20 protein-coding genes are annotated in these 23,370 nt (G+C 66.0%); 7 read left to right on the forward strand and 13 right to left on the reverse strand.

Translation table 11 applies throughout. The features are described 5' to 3' along the window. Positions 1-16: 16 nt before the first annotated feature. The gene (locus GAK28_RS12875; RefSeq protein WP_291779579.1) at positions 17-1,735 is read right to left on the reverse strand and encodes a glycosyltransferase family 39 protein; all 1,719 of its coding nucleotides are present in this window, start codon (positions 1,733-1,735) and stop codon (positions 17-19) included. Between the two features lie 287 nt (positions 1,736-2,022). Here GAK28_RS12875 and GAK28_RS12880 point away from each other — a divergent pair, with 287 nt between their 5' ends. The 3 genes from GAK28_RS12880 to GAK28_RS12890 are packed head-to-tail and all read left to right on the forward strand — an operon-like array spanning position 2,023 to position 6,080. After that, positions 2,023-2,568: a sigma-70 family RNA polymerase sigma factor gene (locus GAK28_RS12880; protein WP_291779582.1), complete on the forward strand. Its 546-nt coding sequence runs from the start codon at positions 2,023-2,025 to the stop codon at positions 2,566-2,568. Continuing rightward, a complete protein-coding gene (locus GAK28_RS12885; RefSeq protein WP_291779585.1) occupies positions 2,565-3,584 on the forward strand; it encodes a FecR domain-containing protein in 1,020 nt (339 codons plus the stop codon). Before GAK28_RS12880 ends, GAK28_RS12885 begins: the two co-directional genes overlap by 4 nt. Positions 3,585-3,605: 21 nt before the next feature. Beyond that, a complete protein-coding gene (locus tag GAK28_RS12890) occupies positions 3,606-6,080 on the forward strand; it encodes a TonB-dependent receptor (RefSeq protein WP_291779587.1) in 2,475 nt (824 codons plus the stop codon). On the opposite strand, the gene GAK28_RS12895 is transcribed toward GAK28_RS12890, so the two are convergent. The 6 genes from GAK28_RS12895 to cyoA all read right to left on the reverse strand — a co-directional run bounded on the left by GAK28_RS12895 (position 6,077) and on the right by cyoA (position 11,992). Beyond that, positions 6,077-6,898, reverse strand: a complete 822-nt coding sequence (locus GAK28_RS12895; RefSeq protein ID WP_291779589.1) for a DUF535 family protein — start codon at positions 6,896-6,898, stop codon at positions 6,077-6,079. The genes GAK28_RS12890 and GAK28_RS12895 overlap by 4 nt on opposite strands. A gap of 189 nt (positions 6,899-7,087) precedes the next feature. Then, on the reverse strand, positions 7,088-7,867 hold the full coding sequence (locus GAK28_RS12900; RefSeq protein WP_291779591.1) for an SURF1 family protein: 780 nt from the start codon (positions 7,865-7,867) through the stop codon (positions 7,088-7,090). Next, positions 7,864-8,262: a cytochrome o ubiquinol oxidase subunit IV gene (gene cyoD / locus GAK28_RS12905; protein ID WP_291779593.1), complete on the reverse strand. Its 399-nt coding sequence runs from the start codon at positions 8,260-8,262 to the stop codon at positions 7,864-7,866. The genes GAK28_RS12900 and cyoD overlap by 4 nt, the downstream gene beginning before the upstream one ends. Further along, positions 8,259-8,882, reverse strand: a complete 624-nt coding sequence (gene cyoC / locus GAK28_RS12910) for a cytochrome o ubiquinol oxidase subunit III (RefSeq protein ID WP_291779887.1) — start codon at positions 8,880-8,882, stop codon at positions 8,259-8,261. Before cyoC ends, cyoD begins: the two co-directional genes overlap by 4 nt. A 1-nt stretch (position 8,883) precedes the next feature. Further along, on the reverse strand, positions 8,884-10,857 hold the full coding sequence (gene cyoB / locus GAK28_RS12915; protein ID WP_291779891.1) for a cytochrome o ubiquinol oxidase subunit I: 1,974 nt from the start codon (positions 10,855-10,857) through the stop codon (positions 8,884-8,886). 70 nt (positions 10,858-10,927) lie between these two features. Next, a complete protein-coding gene (gene cyoA / locus GAK28_RS12920) occupies positions 10,928-11,992 on the reverse strand; it encodes a ubiquinol oxidase subunit II (RefSeq protein WP_291779595.1) in 1,065 nt (354 codons plus the stop codon). 157 nt (positions 11,993-12,149) lie between these two features. Here cyoA and GAK28_RS12925 point away from each other — a divergent pair, with 157 nt between their 5' ends. From GAK28_RS12925 to GAK28_RS12935, 3 genes are all read left to right on the forward strand, one after another. After that, complete coding sequence (locus GAK28_RS12925; RefSeq protein WP_291779597.1) at positions 12,150-13,511, forward strand: MFS transporter; 1,362 nt, start codon at positions 12,150-12,152, stop codon at positions 13,509-13,511. Positions 13,512-13,566: 55 nt separating this feature from the next. Next, positions 13,567-14,286 (forward strand): bifunctional transcriptional activator/DNA repair enzyme AdaA, encoded by a 720-nt coding sequence (locus GAK28_RS12930; protein ID WP_291779600.1) that lies wholly within the window; start codon positions 13,567-13,569, stop codon positions 14,284-14,286. 125 nt (positions 14,287-14,411) lie between these two features. Continuing rightward, a complete protein-coding gene (locus GAK28_RS12935; protein ID WP_291779603.1) occupies positions 14,412-14,678 on the forward strand; it encodes a methylated-DNA--[protein]-cysteine S-methyltransferase in 267 nt (88 codons plus the stop codon). A gap of 37 nt (positions 14,679-14,715) precedes the next feature. On the opposite strand, the gene GAK28_RS12940 is transcribed toward GAK28_RS12935, so the two are convergent. The 4 genes from GAK28_RS12940 to GAK28_RS12955 form a co-directional block, all read right to left on the reverse strand. Then, a complete protein-coding gene (locus GAK28_RS12940; RefSeq protein ID WP_291779606.1) occupies positions 14,716-15,696 on the reverse strand; it encodes an NAD(P)-dependent oxidoreductase in 981 nt (326 codons plus the stop codon). Between the two features lie 5 nt (positions 15,697-15,701). Beyond that, complete coding sequence (locus GAK28_RS12945; protein WP_291779609.1) at positions 15,702-16,244, reverse strand: DUF2058 domain-containing protein; 543 nt, start codon at positions 16,242-16,244, stop codon at positions 15,702-15,704. A 129-nt stretch (positions 16,245-16,373) separates the two neighbouring features. After that, a complete protein-coding gene (locus GAK28_RS12950; protein ID WP_291779611.1) occupies positions 16,374-17,768 on the reverse strand; it encodes a sugar porter family MFS transporter in 1,395 nt (464 codons plus the stop codon). A gap of 108 nt (positions 17,769-17,876) precedes the next feature. Next, positions 17,877-18,641 carry an SDR family oxidoreductase gene (locus tag GAK28_RS12955; RefSeq protein WP_291779613.1) on the reverse strand — a complete coding sequence of 255 codons (765 nt, stop codon included), beginning with the start codon at positions 18,639-18,641 and terminating at the stop codon, positions 17,877-17,879. Positions 18,642-18,951: 310 nt separating this feature from the next. Between GAK28_RS12955 and GAK28_RS12960 the strand changes: the two genes are divergently transcribed. Then, entirely contained in the window at positions 18,952-19,554 is a 603-nt protein-coding gene (locus tag GAK28_RS12960; RefSeq protein WP_291779616.1) for a GAF domain-containing protein, read from the forward strand. A 7-nt stretch (positions 19,555-19,561) separates the two neighbouring features. Here GAK28_RS12960 and GAK28_RS12965 read toward each other — a convergent pair whose 3' ends face one another. Both GAK28_RS12965 and pbpC read right to left on the reverse strand, forming a co-directional pair. Then, positions 19,562-20,884 carry a PAS domain-containing methyl-accepting chemotaxis protein gene (locus tag GAK28_RS12965; protein ID WP_291779619.1) on the reverse strand — a complete coding sequence of 441 codons (1,323 nt, stop codon included), beginning with the start codon at positions 20,882-20,884 and terminating at the stop codon, positions 19,562-19,564. 97 nt (positions 20,885-20,981) lie between these two features. Then, positions 20,982-23,339 (reverse strand): penicillin-binding protein 1C, encoded by a 2,358-nt coding sequence (pbpC, locus tag GAK28_RS12970; RefSeq protein WP_291779622.1) that lies wholly within the window; start codon positions 23,337-23,339, stop codon positions 20,982-20,984. Positions 23,340-23,370: the final 31 nt, after the last annotated feature.

Raw genomic sequence — 23,370 nt, forward strand, 5'->3', positions numbered from 1 at the left:
TCCTAAGTAAAGCGGGTCATTCCACCGCGGGCTTGATCCGCGTTTCCATCGACGACACGCAGCCCGGGACCCAGCCGTCGCCCGGGATGAGCGAGAAGCTCATCCGGTTGGCTGCGCCCACATGGCGTACCTTTTCGCGGATGGCGCAGGTGTCGATCGCGTCGTCGTTCACCAGCAGCCAGCGATGCGCCGGGTCGGCGGCCTGCCAGGCGCGCGCATCCTGCAATTGGTAAACCGCGTCACGGGAGAAGCCGAACTCGGCTACCGGGCGCTGCGCCTGCAACAGGTTTTCCTCGCGCCATGACACGAGGCCGAGCTGGCCGTCGGCGCCGATCGCCTGGTCGGCCGCGATCATCGTGCCGCGGGCCGACTGGTTGGCGTCGAGCAGGGGATAGGTGCCGATCGGCCAGACGATCCAGGCCAGGGCGATGCCGCCGAGCAACGCGGCCACGCCGCGCTTCGGCCGGAACACCAGCGCCGACACCAGGAAGGCGACGCCGACGGCGACCACGCACAGCCACAGCGCCTCGCCATGCCCGGGCAGTTCGTAGCCCTCGGCGAAGCGGCGCGCGATCTTCGGGGCGGTCTTCCATGCCCACAGGCCAGCGCCACCAAACACCGCCGCGCAGGCGATCGTCACCCAGAACGCGGCCTTCGGCAGCCAGCGGGTCTTCAGCAGGTCGGCCACATAGGGCGCCATCGCCAGCGCCACCATCGGCAATGCCGGCAGGAGGTAGATCTCGCGCTTGCCGCGCGGGATCGAGAAGAACACCAGCACGAGCAGGAACCACACCAGCGGCATCCACACGCGAGGCTCGCGCAGGCGCCAGGCCTCGCGCCAGCGCGGCACGATGAGCACAGCGAGCAGCCAGGTGGGAATCCAGGTGCGCAGGATCACCAACAGGAAGAACCAAGGTTTTTCCTCGTGTGCCCAGGAGTTCGCGTAGCGCTCGGCGGTCTGGCGGAACAGGATGTCGTGCACGTAGGCGAGGTATTCCGGCGTGCGCATGCCGTAAGCCGTGACCAGCATCGGCCCCAGCCACAGGGCGATCGCGAGCAGGAAGGCCAGTGCACCGCCGGCCCAGCGCCAGCCGTCGCCACGGGTGAGGGTCACGCCCGGCCATTGCCGTGCGCGCATCACCGCGTAGGGCAGCAGCATCAGCAGGGCGATGACGCCCACGCCCTTGGTGATGACGCCCAACCCGGCCGCGAAACAGCCCAGCCAGTACATCCGCCAGTCCGGACCTCGCAGGCAGTGCAGCAGGATGCCGGCGTTGCCCAGGGTGATCCAGAACAGGTTGAGGGGGTCGATCTGCGCATGGCGGATGACGCCGACGAACTGCATCGTCGACAGGACGATGATCGCGGCGTAAAGGCCCACGCGCGGGCTCCAGAGCCGACGCCCCACGTGCCAGACCACGGCCAGCGTGCCCAGGCCCGAGAACAGGGAGGTCAGCAGGAAGGCGCCGCGCCAGCCACCGGTGAGCCACATCCAGAAGGCTTCCGTCCACATGAGCATGGGCGGCTTGTCGGAGTAGAGCTCCATCCCGCGGTGCGGGAACAGCCACTGGCCGGACTCCAGCATCTGCCGGGCGACCAGCGCGAAACGCGGTTCGTCGGGCGGCCAGGGGTCGCGCAGGCCGATACCGGCGGCCAGCACCGCCAGGGCGATGAGCATGAACCAGCCGAACTCGCGGCGAAAGGAACGTTCGTCGTTGGAAAGCATGAAAGCCATGGGCCGGACAGGTCGTCGGTCATCCTAGCGGACGCGCCTGTCCGGACCCTTACAAAGGGCTTAGTCGTTTTCGGCAAATGGGCTGACGCCCGGATCGCGGCGGTTGCGGCGTCACTGCGATATATCGCAGCAAATTTATCGGCGAAGTCATTTCAATTTTCCCGACGTCGCACGTCTAAGGGGTTCGCCGGTGCGGAAATCGGCGTTCGTCCCTGCCCGTACGGGCGCCGATTTCCCACCGTGCGACCTTATAGACTCGATATAGCCCCATGAACGCGGTCAGAGCCATGGAACCAACCCCGCCGGCGGGAGCGCCGGCCAGCGGGACGAGGGCCGACCAGGTGGTCGCCTTGTTCCGCGAACACAACGCGGCGCTGGTGGGCTTCCTTCGTGCCCGCCTGAACTCGCTCGCCGATGCCCAGGAAGTGGCACAGGAGGTGTACCTGAAGCTCCTGACGCTCGGGCCGGACACCGCCATCGACTCCCCGCGCGCCTTTCTTTTCCGATCGGCCGCCAACCTCGCCGTGGACCGCCTGCGCATGCGCAACGTCCGCGCCGCGGCACCGGTGGACCCGGAGCACGACGACTGGCACGTCACCCCCATGCCCGAGCAGCATGCGTCGGCGGTGGAGCAGTGGCGCGGCCTGCGCGAGGCGCTGGATGAACTGCCGCCGAAAACCAGCCGCGCCTTCGTCATGCATGTGATCAACGGGCGGGATTTCGCATCCATCGCCCGCGACATGAACCTCAGCGAACGCATGGTTCGCTACCACGTCGGTAACGCCCTGGCGCATTGCCGTGAACGCCGTGACCGTGCGGAGAGCCCCCGATGAACAGCACGCCGTCCGGATACGACCGGCATATCGAACATACCGCCGCGGACTGGTGGGCACGCTTGCGCGATCCCGCGTTGCCCGAGCAGGCACTCGTGCAATGGAGCGACTGGCTGGAAGCCGATCCTCGCCATGCGCACGCCTTTGACAGCGTCGCCGCCCTGGCCGAGTCGGTCGGTGAGATGAACGCGCGTGAGCGCGATGCCATCGTCGAGCGCTTCGCGGCGCCCGTCCGCGCCCTGCCGACACGGCGCCCGCGCCTCGCCATGGGCGTTGCGGCCAGCGTCGCCGCCGTGGCGATCGCCGGTGCAGGCCTGTTCCTGGCCTTCCATACGTCCACGGATGCCGTATCGCACCAGTACGCCAGCGAGCGGGCCGGCCATCGCGATATCGCCCTGCCCGACGGTTCCAGCATCGAACTGGGTGCCGCCACCTCGGTGACGGCCCGCTACGGCAAGGACGAGCGCGCGATCGACCTCGACGATGGAGAAGCCTATTTCCATGTCGCCCATGCGACGCGCCCCTTCATCGTCAATGCAGGCCCCCTGCGTATCCGCGACCTGGGCACCGCCTTCAACGTGCGCCGTACGGGTGACCGCGTCACCGTCACCGTCACGGAAGGCCGCGTTCGCGTCTCACCGGCGCAGGGCGATGGCAACGGCCCCGTGGAGTTGGGCGCCGGCAGCCAGGTCTCGTTCGATCCTGAGACGCAGGCCATGCGCTTCCTCAACGTCGATGCCGGCTCGGCGACGTCCTGGCGCGACAACCGCCTGGAATTCGTCAACGAGCCGCTCGACTCGGTGGTGGCCAACGTCAACCGCTATGCCACGCGGCCGATCCGCCTGGCGGACCCGGCATTGGGCAAGCTGACGTTTACCGGCACGGTGCAGGTCGATACCATCGACAGTTGGATCGCCGCGCTACCGCGCGTCTTCCCGGTGCGGGTGGATTCGTATGCCGATCGGCTCGAACTCGCCCGTCAGACTTCGACCGCGCGGAGTATCAGGCCGCGTTAATCCGCTTTGGGGCCGCCACTCTTGCAGTACACGGTTCGCGGGCGTCGGCGCGTATCCACCGGCGCATTCGCGCTGTTGTTCGCGCTTCCTCCCGCCGTTGCCGCGGATGGTCTCGACGTTCCCGGGCCCGCCACGGCCGTATCCTTCGCGATCGCGCCGCAGCCGTTGTCCACCGCGCTGCTCGCGTGGGGCAAGCAGACCAACGTGCAGGTGGTGACGTCCTCGGGCTCGGTCGCCAATTGGCGTACCGACGGTGCCCAGGGCGTACTCACGCCCGGCGCCGCGCTCGATGAACTGCTGCGCGGCACCGATCTCGAACGCGAATCGTCGGATCCGCATACGGTCGTCGTGCGGCAGAAACCCAAACCGGGCGATGCGGTGGCCCCGGATGCGGGCCTCGCCTTTGACCCGTCGAGCGTGATTCCCCTGGCCACCGTCGACGTGCGCGGCCTGATCACCGATGGCGGGTTCAAGGCCGACTCCACGCGCTCCGCGACGCGCACGGAAACCTCGATTACCGACGTGCCCCAATCGGTCTCGGTGGTGAACCGCGATGTCATCGCCTCGCAGCAGGCCGTGGCGCTGGGCGATGTCGCACGCTACGTCGCCGGCGTGCAGTACGTGGACGGTTATGGCGGATCGCCACTGTTCCTCATCCGTGGTTTCGACGCCGGACTCGGCATGACCGACGGCATGCCCAATGGCGTCGCGCGCACCGAGGACTTGCCGCCGCTGGTCGGCATCGAACGCGTCGAAGTCTTACGTGGCCCTGAAGCCATTCTCGGCGACACCTCGCAGAACAATAATTTCGGTGGCTCGATCAACGTCGTGATGAAGCGTCCGCAGGCGGAAACGGTGCGTACGCTGACCTATTCCGCTGGCGAGTACGACGGCGCGCGCCTTGGCATCGATCTCGCCGGCACGGCGTCGAAGGATGGCGCCTTCACCTATCGCCTCGTGGCCGCGGGCCAGCGGGCCGCGAAAACACCGCAAGGCGATGGCGGCGGGCGCAGCCATTACTTCGCGCCTTCGTTGGCCTGGCAAGGCGCACACACGCGCATCATGGGTGGCCTGGAGTTTGTGGACAACCGCGTACCCGGGCCGGAGCACGCGGTGCTGCTCGGCTCCACGCTGAGCTCCCGCTCGACAGTACGCGACGTGCCCGGCACGCCGGATGACCTCTCCACCTTCCGCACGACACGTGCCGTATTCGAACTGGACCACGATTTCTCAGACGACTGGACCTTCCACAGCCAGGGCCAGTACGTGCGCCAGCGCAGCGATGGCCGCAACTGGACGTACGAGTCCGATAACTTCTTCGGCATGCTCACGCCCGTCGCCCGCAGCTTCCGCTACACGGCCGACTACTGGACCTGGCAGAACGACATCGCCGCACGATTCCGGCACGGCGATGTCACGCACAACGTACTGGTCGGCTTCGACCTGGCGCGCACGCATGCGGGCGACAACGGTACCAGCGGCGTTACCGAAAACATCGCGGAGCATCCGACCAACAAGGGTGATGCCTTCGTCGCCACACGCCCCCTGCCCTATGACTTGCGTGGTGGCGGCGATGCGTTCTCCGCCGAAACCAAGTTCGCCGAAGCAGAGATTCCCATCAGTACGACGGTGCAGTTGCTGGGTGGCTCCTGGCAGACCAACTCGGGGCTCTACCTGCAGGACCAGATCGCCGTCGGCGAACATTGGAACATCCTCGCCGCGCTACGTCGGACGAGCTATCGACTGGATACGAGCTTTGCCGACGGCACGCCGCGCCGGGTCACCAAGTCGCGCTGGATTCCGAAGCTCGGCGTGGTCTACAAGCTGACGCCGGAGGTCTCGCTTTACGCGGACACATCCACCGGCTTCCAGCCCAACCCGTTGCTGGGCAAGGACGGCCAACCGCTGCCAGCCGCGACCTCGCGGCAGGTGGAGGTCGGCGGCAAGTTCGACCTCTTCGATCATCAGGCCCGGCTCACGGCTGCGCTGTATCGCATCCGCGTCGACCACAGCGTGAGCCTCGTCTCGCCGGAGCCTCCGTTCTTCGCCACACCGGGCCCCGGACAGACCAATCACGGCCTGGAAGTGGAATTCGCCGGACGCGTCGCGCCGGGCCTGGACGTTCTGGCAAGCCTGACCGAGACGCGCATCCACAACAACGACGATACCCGCGTCACGGGCGCGCCACGCCATCAGGCCGCCGTCTGGGCGAGTTATCGTTTCAGCGAAGGCAGCCTGCGGCCATGGGGTGTCGCCGCAGGCGTGCTCGCCCGCAGCCACAGCCTCGGCCGCACGTCCAACGACGGCCAGTATTTCGGCATTCCCGGCCAGGCCAGCGTCGAGGCCAATGTGACCCGCTATGGCGAGAACTGGCGCGTCACTCTCGGGGTGAAGAACCTCTTCGCCCGCACGCTCTACGCCGTGAACTTCGACGAGACCTTCGTGCCGATCCGCCAGGGTCGCGTGGTGCTGCTCACCGGCAGCTACGACTTCTAGGCCAACGCACCCGAGGGGCGAGCGAAGGCGCGCAGGGTCACTTCACACACCTCATGGCGGAACGCTTCGCGATCGCTTCGTTCGCAGGGCGTGGATGCCAGCGGAAGCTCATAGCACCCTCGCATGCCGGCCACGCCACCATGGCGCCGCCAGAAACGGTCATACGAGGTCGCGGTGACGCCCGCCCTGCGATCCAGCGGATGCGCCGCCGCACCCACCCCACGCAAGCGACTGAATCCATAGTGGCGAGCCAGCGCGCGGACCACGGCGAAGAGAAGATCGCGGGGACGCAGCCCGCCACTGGCTCGGGTGAACGCCGCCACGGGGCCGCGCCCCATGTAGGCCCAGGGCCCGCGCATCGCCCCGACCAGCAGGCCTTCGTCACCGGCGAAGGTGATTGCGCAGGAGGCGATCGCCTCCTTGTCGCCGTTGAGCAGGAACAGGCCCAGCTCGCCGCAGCTTTCGCTTTCCGGGGCCCGGGCATGCAGGTAGGCCATCTCGCCACCGCCCAGCGGCAAGGTCGCCAGGCGGACATCGTGGCCCTTCAGGAGGCGAACGCGCAGGCGCTCCGGCAGCTCGCGGGTGATGAATCGGTAATGGGCATCCACGATCCGGCCGCGCTCGGCAAGATCGAAGTCGCGCGAGATGTAGTGGGGCTGCCAGCGCTCATAAACCCGCGGATTCAGCTCCGCCGCTACCCGCAGGGCCCGCGAGGCACCGACGAGCTTGAGCCAGGACGCCTGACGGCGCAGCGCGGCCAGGCTACTCAGGAAGTAGCGCAGGCGCCCTTCGGGCAGGATCTGCTTCCGGCGCAGCACGGCGCGCCGTCGGGCATGCTCGAGCAGGAGGCGAAGACCACCGTGGCCTGGCCGGTCGCGCCAGCCAAGGGGCAGGTCGGAGAGCGTCTGGGGGCGTGGTGCTGCAGGTTCATATTCTTATGACGTGCCAGTGCGCGGAAATTGAAATGACGGGTGGGGCGGCCACTCCTGCGCCCCGCGATTTACGACTTACGCCTTACGCCTGCGCCGCTGGTCCCGCCAGACGATCCATGCCCCGACCAGCGTCATGCCGGCCAGTGCATACCAGGTGATGGCGTACTGGAGGTGGTTGTCGGGGAAGGCGATGACCGTGAGGCCACCCACCGGGCCCTCGTTGCCCTCGCCCTTGCCGGGGGAGGAGGCCGCGTCGGCATCGATGAAGTACGGCGCCGCGTCGCCCAGCCCCTTCGCCGCCGCGATCGCGGCGACGTCGCGGGAGAACCAGCGGTCGTTGGCCGGCTCATTGGCCTGCAGGAAGGCACCCTTCGGCTCGCTGATGCGCAACAGGCCCGATACCACCGTTTCGCCGTCCGGCCCGACTGCGCAGGTGGCCTTGCCGGCGCACCAGGTGGGCGAGACGAAGCCGCGGTTCACGATGACGATGTCGCCGTTCTTGCGACGCATCGGCGTGAGCAGCCACGAGCCCATGCCCAGTTCGGTGCTGGCACGAACGCGGACGCTCTTGTCCTCAAGGAACGTGCCGGTAAGGCGCACGCGACGGTATTCGTCGTTGGCGGCGGACACCACCGGCCACTGGCCCTTGCGCGGTGCGTCGACCGCTTCGGCATGCACACGTGCGTCGACGCGTGCGATCAGCTCGTGCTTCCACGCACGGCGATGCACCTGCCAGGTGCCCAGCGCGAGGAAGCCCACGAACAAGGCCACCCCGAACAGGGCCAGCAGGCCCATAACGAAGACGCCGCGCGGTCGGCGCGGCGTCTTCTCGTCACTGGCGTCGATCCTGCTCAAGGCAGGTTCTTCACCTGCTGGGTCATGTCATGCGTCATGCCCGGCATCATGTTGGTGTTGAGGTGGTACATGACCCAAATCGAGCCGGACAGCGTGATCACGACCAGCACCAGGGTGAAGATGAGCGCGAGCATGTTCCAGCCGCCCTCCGACTTCGTGTTCATGTGCAGGAAGTAGATCATGTGGACCACGATCTGGATGGCACCGAAGATCAACAGCACGACTGCGAGCGTGCGCGAGTCGGGGATGACCTTGTCCATCACGAGCCAGAACGGGATGGCCGTCAGCACCACGGCGAGGAAGAACCCCGTCATGTAGCCCTTCATGGTGCTGTGCGGCGCGTCGTCGTGGCCGTGATCGTCGTGATGATCGTGCGATTCGGCGTGCGCGCTCACGGCAGAACTCCCATCAGGTAAACGAAGGTGAAGACGCCGATCCAGACGACGTCGAGGAAGTGCCAGAACATCGACAGGCACATGATGCGACGCTTGTTGGCGGCGGTGAGGCCGTGCTTGCCCACCTGGAACAGCAGCGTGATCAGCCAGACGATGCCGAAGGTCACGTGCAGGCCGTGGGTGCCGACCAGGGTGAAGAAGGACGACAGGAACGCGCTGCGCTGCGGACCCGCACCCTCGTGGATGAGGTGCGCGAACTCGTACAGTTCGATGCCAAGGAACGCGGCACCGAACAGGCCGGTGACGACCAGCCAGGCCATCATCGTGCCCTTGCGGTTCTTCTGCATCTCCAGCACGGCGAAGCCGTAGGTGATGGAGGAGAGCAACAGCATCGTGGTGTTGATCGCCACGAGCGGCAGCTCGAACAGGTCGGCACCCGAAGGGCCGCCTGCGTAGCTGCGACCCAGGACGCCGTAGGTAGCGAACAGGCAGGCGAAGATGAGGCAGTCGCTCATCAGGTAGATCCAGAACCCGAGCAACGTGCCGTTGGCCGGGTGGTGGTCTTCCTTCATCCAGAACTGGAGCTTCTGGCCCGCGCCGGTCGCGGAAGTGGCGTGCATATCAGACATGGTTGGCAAGCTCTTCCGTACGTGCGGTCTCGGTGCGAGCCACTTCTTCCGCGGGGATGTAGTAGTCGCGCTTGTAGTTGAACGTGTGACCGATCGCGGTCACCAGCAGGGCCACGAAGGACAGGCCGGCCAGGATCCACATGTGCCAGATCATGGCGAAGCCGAAGACGAAGGCGAAGCCGGCGATGATGATGCCCGCGCCCGTGTTCTTGGGCATGTGGATCGGCAGGTAGCCTTCCGTGCGGCGCTCGGCCTTGTGTTCCTTCATCTGCCACCAGGCGTCCGAGTCGTGAACGACCGGGGTGAAGGCGAAGTTGTAGTCCGGCGGCGGCGACGAGGTGGCCCACTCCAGCGTGCGGCCGTGCCACGGGTCGCCCGACACGTCGCGCAGTTCGTCGCGACGCTTCCAGCTGACGTACAGCTGGATGATGAACGAACCGATGCCCAGGGCGATCAGGCCGGCGCCGACGGCGGCGATCTGGAACCAGATCTGCAGCGACGGATCCTCGAAGTGGTTCATGCGGCGGGTGACGCCCATGAAGCCCAGCACGTAGAGCGGCATGAAGGCGACATAGAAGCCGACCAGCCAGAACCAGAACGAGCACTTGCCCCAGAACGCGTCGAGCTTGTAGCCGAAGGCCTTCGGGAACCAGTAGTTGATCGCCGCGAAGATGCCGAACACCACGCCGCCGATGATGACGTTATGGAAGTGGGCGATCAGGAACAGGCTGTTGTGCAGCAGGAAGTCGGCCGGGGGCACGGCGAGCATCACGCCGGTCATGCCGCCGATCACGAAGGTGACCATGAAGCCGATCGTCCACAGCATCGGCACTTCGAACTTGATCCGGCCACGGTACATCGTGAACAGCCAGTTGAAGATCTTCGCGCCCGTGGGGATCGAGATGATCATCGTGGTGATGCCGAAGAACGAGTTGACGCTCGCGCCGGATCCCATGGTGAAGAAGTGGTGCAGCCACACCAGGTACGACAGCACGGTGATGACCACGGTGGCGTAGACCATCGAGGCGTAACCGAACAGGCGCTTGCGGCTGAACGTGGAGACGATCTCGGAGAACACGCCGAACACCGGCAGCACCAGGATGTAGACCTCGGGGTGGCCCCAGATCCAGATCAGGTTCACGTACATCATGGCGTTGCCGCCGAAGTCGTTCGTGAAGAAGTTGGTGCCCGCGTAGCGGTCGAGCGAGAGCAGCACGAGGCAGGCCGTCAGCACCGGGAAGGCGGCGACGATCAGCACGTTGGTGCAGAGCGAGGTCCAGGTGAACACGGGCATCTTCATCATGCTCATGCCCGGGGCGCGCATCTTGACGATGGTGGCGACCAGGTTGATGCCGGACAGCGTCGTACCTACACCGGCCACCTGTAGTGACCATATGTAGTAGTCGACACCGACATCGGGACTCTGCGCCAGGCCGGACAGCGGCGGATAGGCCAGCCAGCCGGTGCGGGCGAACTCACCCACGAACAGCGAGGCCATCACCAGCAGCGCGCCGGAGACGGTCATCCAGAAGCTGAAGTTGTTGAGGAACGGGAAGGCCACGTCACGCGCGCCGATCTGCAGCGGCACCACGTAGTTCATCAGGCCCGTGACCAGCGGCATCGCCACGAAGAAGATCATGATCACGCCGTGGGCGGTGAAGACCTGGTCGTAGTGGTGCGGCGGCAGGAAGCCGGGGTTGCCGTTGAAGGCGAGGGCCTGCTGGGCGCGCATCATCAGCGCGTCGGCGAAGCCGCGAAGCAACATCACGATACCGAGCACCATGTACATGATGCCGATCTTCTTGTGATCGATGCTGGTGAACCATTCCTTCCACAGGTAGCCCCACAGCTTCGCCTTGGTGATCAGGCCAAGCAGGGCGATGCCGCCGATGGCGACCATGGCGAACGTGCCGAGGAGGATCGGCTCGTGGTAGGGGATCGCCTCGAGGGTGAGGCGACCGAAGATCAGTTTAGCTAGATCTGGCGTGTTCATTACCGGGCTCGGCTAGGCTTGAATTCGTAAGGTGGCCGCCGCTTTACAGCGGACGTCCGGCAGGGGACACGGCCACGCCGTCGGTGGTGCGGCTGACGCACAGCGCACCGACGTAACGCTTCTCGGCCTCGGACAGGCCCAGGCGGGACAGGGTGGAGGCATCCGGCGAGGTCACGTTGTACGTGCCCACGATGCCCTGGCCGCCCTGCTTGTCCAGCGCCATCATTTCGTTCTGGCACATGCGGTTGGATTCGACGCAACGGTTGAGGATGCGGTCGTACAGGCCCTGGCTGACGCTGCCGTAGTAATGCACCGGCTCACGCTCGCTGGGCTGTTCCAGCTTGAGGTAGTCGTCGCGGCCCAGCTCGCCGCCGCCCGCGCGCACCTTCGCCACCCAGGCGTTGAAGTCGCCGTCGGACAGGCTATGGAAGCGGAAGCGCATGTCGGAGAAGCCGGCACCGCTGTAGTTGGCCGAGATGCCCTCGAAGTCGCCGGTCTTGTTCATCACGGCGTGGAGCTTGGTCTCCATGCCCGGCATGGCGTAGATCATGCCCGCCAGCGAGGGGACGAAGAAGGCGTTCATCACCGTGGAGGCGGTGATGTGGAACTCGATCGGGCGGTCCACCGGGGCGGCCATCTCGTTGACCGTGGCGATGCCCTGTTCCGGGTAGAGGAACAGCCACTTCCAGTCCAGCGCCACGACCTCGACCACCAGCGGCTTGGTGCCTTCGGCGATGGGCTGCGACGGCGCGATCCGGTCGAGCGGACGGTAGGGGTCCAGCTTGTGGGTGCTGGTCCAGGTGATGGCGCCCAAGGCGATGATGATCATCAGCGGAGCCGACCAGACGATCAGCTCCAGCACCGTGGAATGGCTCCACTCCGGGTCGTACTCGGCGTGGGCGGCCTTGTTCGACTCGCGGTACTTCCATGCGAAGAGCAGGATCATGACGATGACCGGGATGATGATGATGAGCATCAACACCACGGAGATCGCGATCAGGTCGCGCTGTTGGCGGGCGATGTCGCCGGCCGGGGAAATCAGGACGGCATCGCAGCCCGACAGGAGCAGGGCCAGGGCGGGGATCAGCAATCCGCGCAACATCTTCATGGACATTCGCATGATGGAGGCAATCGTGGGGACACAAAAAGGTACGCCGATCCGCTTTTGCGGACCATAGGACACATTGTCCCATGTACGGGGATTGTCCGGGACGCGATCCTCGATATGCTGTCCCCAACGCCACGAAAAGCGGGGAAGGATCATGATGTCAAGCCTTTCACACGCCCCTCACGCCGGGACCGGCGCGCAGGACGAGCGGGACCTCAACCACCACCATGGCAGCGCGGCGCACGCGCCGGTGGCCCCCGGCGAGATCGCCGTGGGCGTGGTGATCGGCAGGGCCTCGGAATATTTCGACTTTTTCACCTACGGCATCGCCTCGGTCCTGGTCTTCCCGACGGTCTTCTTCCCCTTCCTCAGCCAGCTCGACGGCATCCTGCTGGCCTTCGCCATCTTCTCCCTGGCCTTCATCGCCCGCCCCATCGGCACCACCCTGTTCATGTCGGTCCAGCGGACCTGGAGCCGCAGCACCAAGCTCACGGCCTCCCTGTTCCTGCTGGGCACCTCCACGGTCTGCATCGCCTTCCTGCCGGCCAACACCTCGGGAGGCTACGGGGTGATCATCGTGCTGGCGGTGCTGCGCTTCCTTCAGGGCATCGCCCTGGGCGGCTCATGGGACGGCCTGCCCTCCCTGCTGGCGCTCAACGCGCCCAAGGGCCGGCGCGGCTGGTACGCCATGCTGGGCCAGTTGGGCGCGCCCACCGGCTTCCTGATTGCCGGCGCCCTGTTCCTGTTCCTCAATACCCAGTTGTCCCACGAGGACTTCCTTGGCTGGGGCTGGCGCTACCCGTTCTTCGTGGCCTTCGCCATCAACGTGGTGGCCCTGTTCGCCCGCCTGCGCCTGGTGGTCACCGAGGAATACACCCAGCTGCTGGAAGAGCGCGAACTGGAGCCGATCGGCATCATCGAGATGGTCCAGGCCCAGGGCTACAACCTGTTCATCGGCGCCTTCGCCGCCCTGGCCAGCTACGCCCTGTTCCATATCGTGACGGTGTTCCCGCTCTCATGGATCGCCCTGACGCATTCGCAGGACATCAATAACGTATTGATTGTTCAGCTAATTGGCGCCTTCGTGGCGATCCTGGCCACGGTGGCCTCGGGCGTCATCGCTGACAAGATCGGTCGCCGCAACACGCTGGGCTCCATGGCGGTGCTGATCGGTCTGTTCGCCATCGCCTCGCCCTTCCTGCTCAACGGCGGCAAGCTGGCCCAGGACATTTTCCTGATCCTCGGCTTCGCCCTGCTCGGCCTATCCTACGGCCAGGCGGCGGGCACGGTCACGGCCAACTTCGCCAAGCGCTACCGTTACACCGGCGCGGCCCTGACCACCGACTTCGCCTGGCTGATCGGCGCCGCCTTCGCCCCGCTGGTGGCCCTGGGCCTGTCGCAGCGCTTCGGCCTGGTGGCGGTGAGCGCCTACCTGCTCTCCGGTGTCGTGTGCACCCTGGTGGCGCTGCGGATCAACAAGGCGCTGGAGACGGAGCGCTCCAAGACCTCGCCGACCTGACCCAACCCTGTGTAGGAGCGCGCTTGCGCGCGATCGCGCGCAAGCGCGCTCCTACATGGAATGGCTGCCCGAATTTCGTCGCCAGGTCCTTGGTCGCCCGGGTACCCTTGTACCCATGCTCTTCGATCTCCCCGACCATGAGACCCTGTATCGCGCCCTGCTCGAGCGCGATCCCTCCTACGACGGCCACATCTATGTCGGGGTGACCAGTACCGGGGTGTTCTGCCGGCTCAGTTGTCCGGCGCGCAAGCCGAACATCGACAACACCCGGTTCTACGATTCGGTGGCCGCCTGCTTCGAGGGCGGCTTCCGGCCCTGTCTGCGCTGCCGTCCGCTCGATCCCCTCGGCCAGCGCGAGCCGATGGTCTCTGTGCTGCTGGGCAAGCTGGAGGACGATCCCGAGCGGATCTGGTCGGAGGACGACCTCGTCGCCCTGGGCTACGACCCGTCCACGGTCCGACGCACCTTCAAGCGTCACCTGGGGCTGACCTTCCTGGACATGGCCCGACTGCGGCGTACGAGCCTTGGCATGGACAAGCTGGCCGGCGGGGCCTCCGTGATCGAGGCCCAGCAATCGCAGGCTTCGACTCAGGCAGCGGATTCCGCGATGCCGTCACCCGACTGCTGGGCGATACGCCGCTGCACCTGCGCGGTCGCGACCTGCTCAAGGCCGACTGGCTGGAAACGCCCATCGGCACCCTGCTGGCCGTCACCGACACCGCCTCCCTGCACCCGCTGGAGTTCTTCGACCGGGCGGCGCTCCCCGGCGAACTGAAGAAGCTCCGTGAAGCGGCACGCTCCACCATCGCTTTCGGCCGCACGCCGGTCATCGACCGGATCGCGACGGAGCTGGACGACTACTTCGCCGGGAAGCGCCATCGCTTCGAGACGCCCCTGGCGATGCACGGCTCCCCGTTTACCCGATCGGTCTGGGACGAGCTGATGACGATCCCGCCCGGCACCACGCGCAGCTATTCAGCGATCGCCGCCAGCGCCGGCCGGCCGACGGCGGTGCGTGCCGTCGCGCGGGCCAATGGGGCCAACCAGATCGCCATCGTGATTCCCTGCCACCGGGTCATCGGCGCCGATGGTTCACTGACCGGCTATGGCGGCGGGCTGTGGCGCAAGGAATGGCTGCTGCGGCACGAGCGCAAATTCGCCGCTTAGGAGGGCATCGCGGGATGGGTCGCGCGCAAGCGCGCTCCTACACGGGGTAGGGGCCCACCTCGAACACCTCGTCGTGGTAGCCCTTCTTGCCGATGGCGCGGGCCATGTCGCTGCGGAAGTCCTCGCCGCGGCGCAGGCAGTCCAACACGAAGGCAAAGTCCCGCTTCGGCGTCCAGCCAAGATCGCGCACGGCACGCGAGCTGTCGTACACGCGATCCAGCGACGGCAAGAGTTTCCAGCCGCGCGAGGCGTACAGCGCATCGACATCGGGAAACAGGCGACGCACCACGGCCGGCGCGTCGGCACGCAAGGCGGCGACATCGGCACGATGGAAAGGCGTCGGCGCGGACACGATATAGCGACCGAAGCGCAACGCGGGGGCGCGCTCCACGGCGAGCAGGTGCGCCTCGACGATGTCCTCGATGTCCGCACGGCGATAGAGCAGCTCGTTCGCCTGCATGTTCACCGAGTCGAACTCGGCGCGCACGCCGGCGTTATCGTCGTCTTCGGGAAAGAACCGCGAGGTGCGCAGCACGAGCGTGGGTAGTTTGTCCTTGCGCGCGACGAGTTCGCACATGCCTTCGGCGGCGATCTTCGTCGCGCCGTAGATGTTCTTGGGAATCGGCGCCACGTCCTCGTCGATCCACGCCGCCGGCTCGCCCGGTGCAGGCGAGAGCGCCGCGCCGAACGCACTGGTGGTGCTGGTGAAGACGAAGGCGCGCACGCCATGGGCCACGGCGGCTTCCAGCAGGGCGACCGTGCCGGCGACGTTCGTGTCGACGAACTGGCGCTTGCTGTGCGTGGCGACATGTGGCTTGTGCAGCGTGGCGCTGTGGATCACGGCATCCACGCCATGCATTGCTTCACGGACGAACGCCTCGTCGGCGATGGAGCCGACATGGTCCGTCCAGGCCGACGGCTTGATGTCCACGCCGCGCACCGCACGACCGTCCGCGCGAAGGCGACGTACCAGGGCCTCGCCAAGATGACCTGCGCTTCCCGTGACGAGGATGGCCACGGGCGTTACCAGACCAGATCGTCGGGAACGACGAACTGCTTGTAGAACTCGTCGTCATCGTCCGGCGGCAGGGGATCGCCCTCTTTCCGGCCGTGGTCGAGGACGATCAGGTCGGGCGCACGATGGTGGATCTTGTCGGCGGCGATGCGCGGCACGAGTTCGTAGCCATCGCCATGGCGGACGATGGCCAGCATGCCTGCCGCCAGCTGGCCGCGTTGGGCCTCGTTGACCAGGACGCTGGCGATGCGCTCGCCATCGGTGAAACGGTAAGCGATCTCGCCTTCGCGCTTGACCCGGGTGACTTCCACGATCTGCTTCACCTGGGCGCGGATTTCCTTGGCCCGGGCTTTGGCGTTGCGCTCGGCGGCGAGAGCCCGGTCGCGCTCGGCGCGTTCGGCCTGGAGCTGGCGGGTGTCGACCTTGTCCTCCACCGGGGCGGCCGGAGCCTTGCCCTGGCGCTGCTTGGCCTGGTCGCGGACGATCTTGGCGGCCTTGTCCTTCTTGACGAGGCCGGCCTTGAGGAGCTGTTCCTGGAGGGGATTGCGCATGACGGTGGCGTTCTGGATTGCGAGCCACCGATTCTAGCCCTTAATCGCGGATGCGATCCGCTCCCACCCGCTGGTAGCGAAGTCTCTACCCAAGGGGTGGGAGCGGATCGCATCCGCGATTCGTGAACCTCAACGACCGATCTTGCGCAGTGGCTTGCCGCTCATCAGGTTCCGCTCGATCTGCTCCAGCGTCACCCCCTTGGTCTCCGGCACCAGCCAGAAGGTGATGAAGATGAAGACGGCATTGAGCGCGGCGTAGAGCCAGAAGGTCTGGGCGTTGCCGATGCCGCTGAGCAGGCTCAGGAAGGTCGCGCCGACGATCATGTTGGTCACCCAGTTGGTGAAGGTGGAACAGGCGATACCGAAGTCGCGGCCCTTCAGCGGCTGCACCTCGGAACACAGCGTCCAGATCAGCGGGCCCGCCGACATGGCGAAGCCGACGATGAAGAGCAGCAGCATGCCAACGGTGAAGAACTGCTGGGCGTGCGTATGGATGCCGATGCCCATCATCGTGCCGACCACGCCCAGGCCGATCGCCATGATGGTGAAGCCGACATAGAGGATTGGCTTGCGACCGAGACGGTCGACCAGGCCGAAGGCGATCAGCGTGGCGAGCACATTGGTCAAACCGACGGCGGCGGTGAACCACATCTGCGCCTGCGTGTCGTAGCCCATGTCCTTGAAGATGCGCGGCGCGTAATACATCACCACGTTCATACCGGTGAACTGCTGCACGGCCTGCAAGAGCACGCCGAGGCCGACGGAGCGACGGAAGTTGGAATTCTCGGTGAACATGCTCCAGCCGTGCTGCTTGGTCTTCAGCTGCTCCTCGATATCGGCGATCTCCTTGTCCACCACTTTCTCGTCGCCGCGCAGCTTCGCGAGTACGATCTGCGCGTCCTTGCGACGTCCTTTCAGCAACAGCCAGCGAGGGCTGTCGGGCAGGAAGAACAGACCAAGGAGGAAGAGCACGCCAGGCACGGCAATCACGCCAAGCATCCAGCGCCAGTTGCCCGAGCTGCTGAATGCCGTATCGGAGAGGAAGGCCAGCAGGATGCCGGTGGTGATCATCAGCTGGTAGGTCGAGATCATCGCGCCGCGGATGCGTTCCGGTGCTACTTCAGCCAGATAGAGCGGCGCGGTGAACGTCGCGACACCGATGGCGAGGCCGAGCACGAAGCGCGCCACGATCAGGATCTCGGGCGACCCCGCCAAGGCACAGAACAGCGAGCCGGCGATGAATAAGACGCCCGCCAGAATCAGCGAACGCTTGCGTCCCAGGGACGAGGACATCCAGCCCGCGCCGAGCGCACCAACGGCTGCGCCCGCCATCATTGAGCTGACGATCCACTCGATCATGTGGTCGCTGATTTTGAACTCGGCCTGGATGAATTGGGTCGCGCCGGAAATCACGCCGATGTCGAGGCCGAACATGAGGCCCGCCAGCGCGGCAAGAATACAGGTAGTGACGATCGCCGCCTTGGGATGGGCGGTGTCGACCTCTTGTTTGACTGCGGTATCCATGGGTCTGGAACCTTCAGGAATGTGAAAGGGTTCTCGGAATTGGATGCCCCGTCATGTGTTCGTTCCGTCGTCGGCGCGTCTGGCGACGGTGATCGTCGCGGCGATGGTTCAGACCCATCCACCATCCACGATGATGTTCTGTCCCGTGCACATACGGCTGTCGTCAGCGGCGAGGAACAGCGCTGCACGCGCGAGGTCTTCCGGCATCAAGTGACCGGGCAGGCATTGCACACGACGGATCTCGTCCTCGCCCGCCTCGTCAAGCCAGAGGCGCTGCTGCTTCTCCGTGATGACCCACCCAGGCACAAGGCAGTTGATGCGAATGCGGTCGCGACCCAGCTCGCGCGCCATGCCGAACACGAAGCCCTCCACCGCCGCCTTGGCCATCGCATACATCGGATAGCCCGCGTTCTTCTTCATCCATCCCGTCGAGCCGAGGCAGATGATCGAGCCACCACCACGGCTGCGCATATCCGGCAAAACGGCCTGCGTCGCAAAATACTGATGGCGAAGATTCGTCGCGACGCTGCGGTCGAATTCCTCCACCGTGGTCTGCGCGAAGTCGTGGCGCACGTCGTTGGCGGCATTGTTCACCAGTACGTCCACCGGGCCGAAGGTGGCGCGCACATGGGCTACGGCATCGCGCAGCGCGGCGATATCCGTGAGGTCGCAAGGCAGGAATATCGGTGCGTGCCGCGCGTCGGACAAGCGCTCCGCAAGCCGGTGCCCGGCGTCTTCGGCCGTGTCGAGGAAGGCGACACGCGCGCCCTGCGCGACGAAATGTCCGACAAACGACTCGCCGATGCCACTCGCGCCCCCTGTAACGATAACGTTACGGTCGGCGAGGCTCGGATAGGTGGCTAACGAAGGCATGGAGGGACTCCCGGCGGAAAGCGCATAGCGATATCCCATGCTTCGTCGTCCGTTCGCGAAATCTGGCTTTCACGAACGTTGATTTCGTAAACCCAGGCTTGGCACAACGAAGACAAGCGTGTGTTAGCGTCGATTCGTTATCCCAACGTATGCCCGACTCTTGGTCAGACACGACAACACGCCTTCCGACGACCCCGCCATCACCACGCGCGATGCGGCGCGCCTGCTTGGCATCTCCATCAGCACGGCACAGAAGTGAGTCGAGAGCGGCGCGATCGAATCATGGAAGACGCCCGGTGGCCATCGCCGCATGCGACGCAGCGCAGTGCTCGCCCTGCTCGAGGAACGCACGGCACGCTCCACTGACGGCGGAGCCCCGTGGTCGGCGGAATTGCGCCCCGACCGAGACCCCGCCTATCCGATGCCCGACAACGAGGCGGCACGGTTGCGGGCCGTCGCGCGCACGGGCCTGCTCGATACGCCTCCCGACGACGCCTTCGATCGCATCACCTGGCTGGCCGCGCAGCTCACCGGATCCCCGGTCGCCCTGCTCTCCCTGCTCACCGCGCGCCGCCAGTGGTTCAAGTCCCGCTTTGGCACGCCCCTGGCCGAAACACCGCGCGAATGGGCCTTCTGCAGCCACGCGATCATGGGCAGCGCGCCGATGAACGTGGAGGATGCCCGCCAGGACGCACGTTTTCGCGACAACCCGATGGTAACCGGCGATCCGCACATCCGCTTCTACGCGGGATACCCGCTGCGCACACCGGACGGCCACGCGATCGGCACGCTCTGCGTCTTCGACAGCCGGCCACGACGCCTGGACGACACCCAGTCCACCGGCATGCGCGCCCTCGCCGCACTGGCCGAGGATGAAATCCGTCTCTACATGGCCGAGCGCGGCAAGCGCTGAGGTGTTTTCAGGCCAGTTCGGCCACGGCTCGCCGTACGGTATCGATGCCACCTGCCTGTGTATTCGTGGCTTGCGCGACATCGGACACGCGATCCAGGAGGGTCGTCACCGACGCGACGATGTCGCGCATGGCGGCGCCCGCCTCTCCGCTGCGGTCGTTGCCTTCCTGTACGCGTTCCAGCGTGCGCTCGATCAACGCGCGAATGTCACGGGCGGAATCGGCGCTGCGTTGCGAAAGCATCCGTACTTCCTGGGCCACCACGGCGAAACCCTTGCCGTGCACGCCGGAGCGCGCCGCCTCGATAGCCGCGTTGAGCGCGAGGATATTCGTCTGGAAGGCGATGGAGTCGATCAATCCCACGATCTCCGCGATGTCGTGGGCGCCGGCCTGGATGGCCGACATCGTGGCGATCACCGCTTCCACGAGCGCTCCGCCATCGGTGGCTGAGCGGCTGGCTTCGTTGGCCAGGGCATTGGTGATGCGCGCCTGTTCGGCGATGGCGGGCACCGTATCGGCCAACTCCGCCAGCGAAGCGTGCAAGGTGCGCGTGGCCCGGGTCTGCGCCGTGACGTCGGTGGCGTACTTCACCACCTTGAAGGGACGCCCGGCCATGTCGAGGATCGGGTTATAGCTGCCCTGGATCCAGACCTCCCGGCCACGGCGGTCGACGCGACGATACAGCGCCGAGTCGTATTCGCCTCGGCCCAGCTTTTCCCAGAACTCCCGGTATTCATGACTTTCCCGATCCGTCGGGTCCACGAACATGCGGTGGTGCTGGCCGATCACCTCGTCACGGCTGTAGCCCATGGTGGCGAGGAAATTGTCGTTGGCCTCCAGGATGATCCCGTCCAGGGTGAAGCTGACCACGGCCTGTGCCTTGTCGATCGCCGCGAGCCGTCCTTCCATGTCGGCCGTGCGCAGGCGCTGCTCGGTGACGTCGGTGGCGAACTTCACCACCTTCATCGGCCGGCCCCGGCGATCCAGTACCGGGTTGTAGCTGGCCTGGATCCAGACCTCCCGACCGTCCGCACCCCGACGCCGATACAGGCCGACATCCGGCTGGCCGGAGCCCAGGCGTTCCCAGAAGGCGGCGTACTCCGGCGACGCGGCTTCTTCCGCATCGACGAAGATCCGGTGGTGCTGGCCCACGACCTCGCCTTCCTGATAGCCCATGGCATCCAGGAAATTGCGATTGGCCGCAAGGATGGTGCCGTCCAGGGCGAATTCGATGACGGCCTGGGTACGATTTATCGCATCCAGCTTGCCGCGTATGTCGTCCGAGGATCCGCCGAACAGGCCTCGGATCCCGGCGATGATGTCGATGGCCATGGCGACCCCCAGCGCTCTATGACGGTCGTCCTTATCGACGATTTTCGAGGCCGGCTGAACTGCCGTTGCCGAATACACATATAGATTGATGCGCTCGCTACTCCACGGCACCCACGCCCAGCTCGCGCGAATCGCTGCGCCCCTGGTCGTCCACCACGCGAACCAGGAAGCGCCCCGTGCGCTCCGGCGCCCACATCAGCACCTGGCCACTGGGCACACTGCCCAGGTAGGCATCGTCGACGAACCAGTACAGCGTGCGTGCGCTGGCGTCGCTGGTCGCGGTGAAGGAAATCTTCTCGCTGCCAAGGCGGGATACCCGTATCTGGTAGGTACTGCCCTTCAGCGGCGAGGTGATCTTCGGCGGATCGCCGGCAAGCTGGCCGCCGCCCTGGCAGTCCGGCAGAGGGGGAGGCACACGCCGAGGCATGCCTGCCTGGGCGAACACGCGCGCGAGATCGGAGGGCCAATACTCGTACACCTCGGTCCGCGTGGTACGCGGATCGTAAGGAGGACAGGCCGGCTTGCCCGTCTGCGTGTCGACGATGACGGGTCGATGCACGGTACTGACCCGGATGGGCGACTTGCCCGGTATGAACCAGGTACTGCCCACCTGGGGGCACCAGGCATTGGGCAGGTCGCCGCTGGCGAGGCAGATCGGCACTCGGTGCAGGTTGGGCGGATTGCGGCGCACGGGTTCGGCCAAGCCCGGACGTTCGGCGCGCAGCGCGTCGGCGATACGGAAGAACAAAGGCGCCGCGGCGTCCACACCGACGAAGGCCGGATTGCCCGAGCCGTCGAAGTTGCCGATCCAGACGACGAGCACATAGGGACCGAAACTTCCTGCGGTCCACGCGTCACGAAAGCTCCATGACGTGCCCGTCTTCCAGTAAAGCGGCAAGCGCGACGGCTGCGCCGCCACCGCATCGTCCGGTCGCGGATTCTGCCGGAGCATGTCCATGACCATGAAGCTCGCCTCCTCGCTGAGCAGGCGCGTGCCCTTCGTGCGCGGCGTGCCGGCAAGCAAGCGGAGAGGACGCAGTTCACCGCGATTGGCGAGCATCGCGTAGAGGCCGCCCAGTTCCTGCATCGTCACCTCGCCACCGCCCAGCACCAGCGCGAGGCCATAGTGCTTCTCGCTGGCCATGCGCGACACGCCGGCATCGCGAAGGAATTGGTACAGGCTCGGATTAGACAGTCGCGAGGCGACCTGCACCGCCGGGATGTTGCGGCTGCGTACCAGTGCCTGGGTCACCGTGATGGGGCCCAGGAAATGACCGTCGAAGTTTTCCGGCGTGTAGGGACCGAAGGACGACGGCACGTCGCGCAGCATGGTCTCCGGATGCAACAGACCCTGGTCGAAGCCCAGGGCGTAGATGAAGGGCTTCAGCGTGGAGCCCGGCGAGCGCTTCGCCAGCGTGCCGTTGACCTGGCCGAAGATCGACGAATCGAAGTAATCCGCCGAGCCCACCATGGCCTTGACCCCCATGTCGCGCGTATCGATCAGGATCGCCGCGGCGTTGCGGATACCGCGATCGCCCGAACGGGCGACGTACTGGCGGACCTGCCGTTCGAGGCTGTGCTGCAGGCCGAGGTCGAGTGTCGTCGTCACGCGCATGTCGTCGTCGCCGTCGATGCGTCGCTCGGCGAGCACCTGCTCGACAAAGTGCGGTGCTTCGAACGGCAGGCGCGACAACGGGCGCAGGCGCAGCGGAAGGTCGAACAGCGCGCGAGACGATGCGTCGGCGGGGTGGGCCTTCACCCAGCGTGCGAAGAGGCGATCGCGCGAGACCTTGAGCGCGTTGTCGATGACGCTGTTGCCACCCACGTTGCCGGGAAGGCCGCGCGCCGGCTCCTGTGGAATCACGGCGAGCGTGAGTGCCTCGGGCAGGCTGAGTTTCGCGGGCGCCTTGCCGAAGTAGGCAAGGCTCGCCGCGCCAGCGCCCTCCACGTTGCGGCCGTAGGGCGCGGCGTTGAGGTAGGCCTCCAGGATGTCGTGCTTGGAGTACTGCAACTCCAGCTGCACCGCGCGCATGGCCTGCACGAACTTGCCGCCCGGGCTTCGCGTGTCCAGATGCCAGATCAGGCGGGCAAGCTGCATGGTGAGGGTGGAGCCACCTTGCGGGTTGCCATGGCGGACGTAGGTCATCCACGCGCCGCGCATCAGGCCCCATGCCGAGACACCTGGATGCCAGCGGAACCAGCGGTCTTCGTGCAACAGCACGCCATCGACCAGCGCGGGCGAGATGTCCTTCAACGGCACCCAGAGACGGTAGCGGTCGTCACTGGCGAGCGTGAGCCGCAACAGCCGGCCATCGGCATCGTAGACCGCCGTGGACGACGGGAACCACGCGCGTAGCGGCTCATGCGGCCACAGGCGAAACCCGACGGGAATCGCGGCGAGCAACAACAACGCCACGAGGGCGTTGTGCCATTTGATGCGGAGCAGGCGTTTCATTGGATGGCGTATCTGTAGGAGCGCGATCGCG

Source organism: Luteibacter sp., from assembly GCF_009912395.1.
GTDB lineage: Bacteria > Pseudomonadota > Gammaproteobacteria > Xanthomonadales > Rhodanobacteraceae > Luteibacter.